We start from the raw sequence: 1,610 nt of genomic DNA, 5'->3' as shown, positions 1-1,610 counted from the left end.
GAACTTTACGATCCGAAGACCTTCATCGTTCACGCGGCGTTGCTGCATCAGGCTTTCGCCCATTGTGCAATATTCCCCACTGCTGCCTCCCGTAGGAGTTTGGACCGTGTCTCAGTTCCAATGTGGCCGATCACCCTCTCAGGTCGGCTACTGATCGTGGCCTTGGTAGGCTTTTACCCCACCAACTAGCTAATCAGACGCGGGTCCATCCTATACCGCTAACGCTTTGATACACCGAAGATGCCATCAGTGTACGTTATCATGTATTAGTATGCTTTTCAGCATGTTATCCATGTGTATAGGGCAGGTTACCCACGCGTTACTCACCCGTCCGCCGCTCAGTCTTCTTTGGTGCAAGCACCAAAGGGACCGCGCTCGACTTGCATGTGTTAAGCACGCCGCCAGCGTTCATCCTGAGCCAGGATCAAACTCTCGTTAAAAAATTTGTCTGCTCAGATAATTATCTCGAAATATCTGGCTTGGTTTGTTTGTGGTTTAAACAAGTTTGCTTGTTTAAACAGTTAATTTCAAATGCTTTATTTAAAAAGCTTTATTGAATTAACCTGCTGTTCAATTTTCAAAGTTCATATGGTGCCCAAAGGCGGAATCGAACCACCGACACGGGGATTTTCAATCCCCTGCTCTACCGACTGAGCTATTTGGGCAAAAGTGGGCCTAGCTGGACTCGAACCAGCGACCTCACGCTTATCAGGCGTGCGCTCTAACCACCTGAGCTATAGGCCCATATTAAAAATTACAAAATTTACGAATGGCAGGGGTAGAGGGACTCGAACCCCCGGCGCACGGTTTTGGAGACCGACGCTCTACCAACTGAGCTATACCCCTATATGGTTTAATGGTGGACCATCAGGGACTCGAACCCCAGACCTACCGGTTATGAGCCGGGCGCTCTAACCAACTGAGCTAATGGTCCACTGTTGGCGATTTCTGCAGTTCTAAAACTTTGTGGTGCCGAAGACCGGAATCGAACCGGTACGAAAGTATAAGTTTCGCAGGATTTTAAGTCCTGTGCGTCTGCCAATTCCGCCACTTCGGCATATTACGTGGCTACTTCCTACTCTCCCAGGCAGTTTCCCACCAAGTACCTTTGGCGCTGGAGAGCTTAACTTCTGTGTTCGGTATGGGAACAGGTGTATCCTCTCTGCTATAATAACCACATATTTAATTGAAGTTTGTACCTTCAAAACTGAGTATATTTAGTAAACTTTGACTCCATCGTATTTATTGGTCAAGTCCTCGATCTATTAGTATCAATAAGCTACATACATTACTGCACTTACACCTTTGACCTATCAACCAGGTAGTCTTCCTGGGATCTTAACCTTACGGTGGGAAATCTTATCTTGAAGTGGACTTCGCGCTTAGATGCTTTCAGCGCTTATTCTTTCCATACATAGCTACCCAGCTATGCCCTTGGCAGGACAACTGGTACACCAGAGGTATGTCCACCCCGGTCCTCTCGTACTAGGGGCAGATCTCCGCAAATTTCCTACGCCTGCGACGGATAGGGACCGAACTGTCTCACGACGTTCTGAACCCAGCTCGCGTACCACTTTAATGGGCGAACAGCCCAACCCTTGGGACCAACT

General features: G+C 48.1%; 5 tRNA genes and 3 rRNA genes. All 8 read right to left on the bottom strand.

Annotation, left to right across the window (positions count from 1 at the left end):
- Window positions 1-440 (bottom strand): 16S ribosomal RNA (locus UF10_RS09130); the annotation flags it as partial.
- 149 nt (window positions 441-589) lie between these two features.
- Window positions 590-665, bottom strand: a tRNA-Phe gene (locus tag UF10_RS09125).
- Window positions 666-670: 5 nt separating this feature from the next.
- Window positions 671-744 (bottom strand) — tRNA-Ile (locus UF10_RS09120).
- A gap of 26 nt (window positions 745-770) precedes the next feature.
- Window positions 771-846, bottom strand: a tRNA-Trp gene (locus UF10_RS09115).
- A gap of 11 nt (window positions 847-857) precedes the next feature.
- A tRNA-Ile gene (locus UF10_RS09110) sits at window positions 858-934 on the bottom strand.
- A gap of 33 nt (window positions 935-967) precedes the next feature.
- Window positions 968-1,057, bottom strand: a tRNA-Leu gene (locus UF10_RS09105).
- Between the two features lie 5 nt (window positions 1,058-1,062).
- Window positions 1,063-1,179: ribosomal RNA gene (rrf, locus tag UF10_RS09100) — 5S ribosomal RNA — on the bottom strand.
- Between the two features lie 66 nt (window positions 1,180-1,245).
- A 23S ribosomal RNA gene (locus UF10_RS09095) occupies window positions 1,246-1,610 on the bottom strand; the annotation flags it as partial.

The organism is Peptostreptococcus russellii (assembly GCF_003012055.1).
Lineage (GTDB): Bacteria > Bacillota > Clostridia > Peptostreptococcales > Peptostreptococcaceae > Peptostreptococcus > Peptostreptococcus russellii.
This window is presented reverse-complemented; position numbering and strand designations above follow the sequence as displayed.